Below are 4,740 nucleotides of genomic sequence, written 5' to 3' on the forward strand. Positions count from 1 at the left end.
CCGAGCTGGTAAAACAAGGGCCTGCCTGACGGCAGGCCCTAACCAGCCCGAACACAAAAAAACTGATACTCCCCATAAGTGGGGCGCGTTATTTGTAATCAGCTCCTCTGTTGGAGCACTTCCCTTACTAAATGCACACATTCATACACCATTGTCATCATAGAGATCATGATCGATGAGACTTTTTATTGCAGAAAAGCCCGCTCTGGGCCAGGTCATTGCCGAGGCACTGGGCACCGTCATACGCAAGGACGGCTATTTCGAGTGTGGCAGCCACGATATCGTCACCTGGTGCGTGGGCCACCTGCTCGAACTGGCCCCGCCCGAGGTGCACAACCCTGATTATAAAAACTGGGTTCAAGCCGATTTGCCCCTGAAGCTGCGCCCGGCCAAGTACCAGCCAATTGCCCGTACCGGCGACCAGCTCAAAGTAGTCCAGCAACTGATCGGTCGCGCCTCGGAAATCGTCCACGCCGGTGATCCGGACGACGAAGGCCAGTTGCTGGTCGAGGAAGTCCTGGAGTATTTCGGCAACACCGCGCCGGTCAAACGCATCCTGATCAATGACATGAACGCCAACGCCGCCCGCAAAGCGTTGGAAGGCCTGCGCGACAACAGCGAGTTTTACGGCCTGTTCCAGAAGGCCCTGGCCCGCAGCATCGGTGACCAGCTGTACGGATTCAACATGACCCGTGCCTGCACCCTGGCCGGTAGGGCCAAGGGCGTCAAAAGCGTGTTGTCAGTGGGCCGCGTGCAAACCCCGATCCTGGGACTGATTGTGAACCGCTACCTAGCCAACAAGAGCCACGCCAGTGCTTTTTACTACACGGTTGCGGCAAGCCTGGCCGTTGGCAGCAGTCGTGCGCAGGCCCGCCTCGTGGTGGCCGCGGATGCCCCGAGCGACGACAAGAACCGGATCATCGACGAGGCGTATGCCACCCAGGTGGCCGACGCGTGCCGAATGAAGCCCGCAGACGTGACCGAAGCCCGCGTGGAAGAGAAGCAAACACCGGCACCCTTGCCGTTCGCGTTGCTGGACCTTCAGGTGTACATGAGCAAGACCCACAGCATCGATGCTGAAAAGACCCTGGCCCTGACCCAGGCGCTGCGCGAAAAGTACAAGGCCATCACCTACAACCGGTCCGATTGCAGTTACCTGTCCGACGAGCAGTTTGCCGAGGCTCCGCAGACCTTGAGCCTGCTCAGCGAAGCCCTGCCGGACCTGACCGGGATGTTTGCCGAGGTGAATTCGGAACGTAAAAGCCGGGCTTTCGACGACAGCAAGGTCTCGGCGCACACCGCGATCATCCCAACGGCAGTAAAGATCGACATCGCCCAACTGAGCGCCGATGAACGCGCCGTGTACCTGGCCATCGTCAAACGCTACGTCGCGCAGTTCTTGCCCGAAAAACGCTACCTCAGTGCCGAAGTGCGTTTTGGCGTGAACGGACACACCTTCGTTGCGCGCTCCACCAAAGTGACGCAGCCCGGCTGGACGGCGCAGGTCACTGAAGAAAACGAGCAAGACGAAGACGCATCGGACGCCGCCGAGGTTGCGAGCCCCTTCGATGCGCTGGCGGATCTGAAAGTCGGTGACGCCGGGGTATGCGACTGCATTACGGTCGCGAAAGAGAAAACCAAGCCCCTGCCGCTCTACACCGAAGCCACGTTGCTCAAGGACCTGCAGAGGGTCGCCAAGTACGTGCAAGACCCGCGTATCAAGCAGCTACTGATCGACCGCGACCAGGGCAAGAAAGGCGAGAACGGCGGCATCGGCACCCCGGCGACCCGCGCCGCGATGCTGGCCAAGCTTCAGGAGCGGGGCTTCTACGCGATAGAGAAGAAAAAACTGATCCCTACCCCGTTGGGGCTGGAGTTCATCGCCGCGTTGCCAGCGATTGCGACGACGCCGGACATGACCGCGCTCTGGCATGAACAGCAACAAATGATCGAGGCCGGTGAACTGACCGTGGAGGAGTTCCTGGACGAACTGGAAGGCTTCATCGCAGACCAGGTGCAGAACATCGACCTGGGCAACGTGCAAGGCGATGGTAAGCCGATATTGGACAGTCTGAACGCCCAGTGCCCCATGTGCGGCAGTGACCTGGCCGTTACCCCGCGAGTGATCGGCTGTCGCGCCTGCGTGTTCAAGTTTTACCCGGAAGTCAGCGGCAAGATGCTGTCGCCCGGCCAGATCGAGGCGCTGCTGACGAATGGCAAGACCGGCGTACTGAAGGGGTTTCACAGCAAGAAAACCGGCAAGTCCTTTGAAGCGGCCCTGAAGCTCAACCACGAAGCCAAGCTGGAATTCGTGTTCAGCCGCAAACCCACGCGCGCATGACCCCTCTTTCTAAAGGAGGCATTAGCTATGCCTGAAGAACAACAGCCCAAGGCGTCGCAGTGGCCAGCCGGCGAAACGATGACGGCGCACTGCCCCAACTGCGAAACCCCCGCAACTGTCGATATCGTCAACGTCAGAAAGTGGGAAATGACTTGGCGTCCAGTGGATTGCGACACCTGTTTTGCCGAGTTTGAGTTGTCGGCAGACGGCACAACAGCCTTGATGTTGGCCCCTGCTGCGCAGTCTTCTGCCCGGGGCCGCGAGCTGCTGAACACGACAATCCATTTTGATCCCGACGCCAGCAAAAACGCCCCCTACACCACTGCCGTTGAAATCTTGCTTGGTGGTGTGGGCCGTCTGATGTTTCCCGATGGCACCGAGCAGTTCGTGGACGATGACGCCGAACCGGCGCTGATCTATTCGCCACGCCTTCAGCCCGACGCCCTGGAGCGGTTCTGCGAAGAACACATGGATCGCTACGAGCGTTTTCATGAGGAACACGAAGCGCAATTGGCAGGCTTCGAACGTATCGCCATGGACGCCTTTTGGTAAGTCCATAGGTCTCGTAACACCCCCTCACATCCCTTTAAGCACTCATTGAAGAAGGAGCGCAATCATGGCGCGTGGCATCAATAAAGTGATCCTGGTAGGCACCTGCGGACAAGACCCTGACTGTCGTTACCTGCCCAACGGCACGGCCGTAACCAACCTGAGCCTGGCCACCAGTGAGCAGTGGACTGACAAGCAGAGCGGGCAGAAGGTCGAAAAGACCGAATGGCACCGCGTGTCGCTGTTCGGCAAGGTTGCTGAAATCGCCGGCGAATACCTGCGCAAGGGCTCGCAGGTGTACATCGAGGGCAAGCTGCAAACCCGCGAGTGGGAAAAGGACGGTATCAAGCGCTACACAACGGAAATCGTCGTGGACATGCAGGGCACCATGCAGCTGCTCGGTGGCCGTCCACAGGGCGACGCTCAACAGGGTCAGGGTGGCGGCAACTACAACCAGTCTGCCCCTCGTCCGCAGCAGTCGCGCCCCCAGCAATCGGCGCCGCAGCAATCCGCACCTCAGCAAAACCACAACCAGCCGCAGCAACGCGACTCGCGCCCTGCGCCGCAACAGCAAGCACCGCAGCCCGCTGCGGATTTCGACAGCTTTGATGACGATATCCCGTTCATGGACCCCTACCGGTTCAGCTGGATGCTGGTCTGACCCACCCACACATCGATCTTGCCCACGTCAGGTGCCGCGCTCCCGGCTCGTCGTGACGCGCTCTATCGTCGCGGCGAACGGAAGCACGGGCGCAGCGCACACTTGACGGTACCGGGACCAGAAAAGGCTCACCTTGGGAGTGTGGGGTAGCTTCACCACCCCGCGCTCCCGAGGTCAACGCGGCCGTTGCGAGATGACAAGGGCCGCGCCCTTGGTGTTCAAACGGCCCAGCCAACCACATTTCAAAACGGTGCCCAGTTATTGGCACCGCGACTTCGATCAACCTTAAATCACTCAGGATCATTCATTATGAAAGTCGTCATCATCAATTACACCGGCACTGTCGGCAAAACAACCATTGCCGCCAACCTGCTATCGCCACGCATGGACGGTGCCCCGATCTACGCTATCGAGTCGATTAACGAGACCGCAGAAAATCTAGGCCTGGACGTGGAAAAGCTGCGCGGTAACAAATTCCGTGAGCTGTTCAAACGTCTCATGCTTGAAGACCAGGCCATCATCGACGTGGGTGCTTCCAACGTTGAAGACTTCATGGCCAACCTGGAAAGCTTCGAAGAGGCTCACGATGAAATTGATTACTACGTTGTTCCAGTAACTTCTGGAACCAAGGAGCAGAAAGAGACAGCAACCATGATTGGAACGCTGGCCGCGATGAGCATTCCGGCTCACAAGATAAGATTGGTATTCAATCGGGTGAAAAGTGACGTTGATTCGGAATTCTCCATCATTATTTCGTATTACGATCTTGCACATTCGTTTATCTGCAATCGCAAGTGCGCAATATTTGAAACTGAATTGTTCGACGCTCTTTCAGTCAAGCGTATTTCTCTCACATCGTTGATGAGCGATGACACCGACTACAAGACGTTGCTGAAAGACAAGAGCGCTGACATGCAAGATCGTGAGCTTTGGTCAGATATGTATGGCTTGAAGCTTCTCGCCAAAGGCGTTAATCGTAAGCTTGATGTAGTCTTTGATGCGTTGTTTACGGAGGAGGATGCTCTATGAGCACGATTGAAAAGAACACCGCCACTGCACGTGACGTTCTCATTACCGAGTTGCTAAGTTGTCACCGCCACTGTAAAAATGACCCCCTAACGCCAACCTAGAATTGACCCCCCTGGGTAAAACTGGCGGCTTTGAGCTGCCAATATGTTGACCCAGGAGC

General features: G+C 57.6%; 4 protein-coding genes. All 4 read left to right on the forward strand.

Going from position 1 to position 4,740, the window contains the following annotated elements:
• The first annotated feature begins 175 nt into the window (after positions 1-175).
• The 4 genes from AO277_RS10810 (at position 176) to stbB (ending at position 4,580) form a co-directional block, all read left to right on the forward strand.
• Positions 176-2,341: a type IA DNA topoisomerase gene (locus tag AO277_RS10810; RefSeq protein ID WP_044320067.1), complete on the forward strand. Its 2,166-nt coding sequence runs from the start codon at positions 176-178 to the stop codon at positions 2,339-2,341.
• A gap of 27 nt (positions 2,342-2,368) precedes the next feature.
• Positions 2,369-2,893 carry a hypothetical protein gene (locus tag AO277_RS28480; protein ID WP_180273438.1) on the forward strand — a complete coding sequence of 175 codons (525 nt, stop codon included), beginning with the start codon at positions 2,369-2,371 and terminating at the stop codon, positions 2,891-2,893.
• 64 nt (positions 2,894-2,957) lie between these two features.
• Positions 2,958-3,551 (forward strand): single-stranded DNA-binding protein, encoded by a 594-nt coding sequence (locus tag AO277_RS10820; RefSeq protein WP_005614696.1) that lies wholly within the window; start codon positions 2,958-2,960, stop codon positions 3,549-3,551.
• Positions 3,552-3,860: 309 nt separating this feature from the next.
• Complete coding sequence (gene stbB, locus AO277_RS10825) at positions 3,861-4,580, forward strand: StbB family protein (protein ID WP_044320069.1); 720 nt, start codon at positions 3,861-3,863, stop codon at positions 4,578-4,580.
• Positions 4,581-4,740 lie beyond the last annotated feature (160 nt).

Origin of the sequence: Pseudomonas amygdali, from assembly GCF_002699855.1 — a bacterium.
Lineage (GTDB): Bacteria > Pseudomonadota > Gammaproteobacteria > Pseudomonadales > Pseudomonadaceae > Aquipseudomonas > Aquipseudomonas amygdali.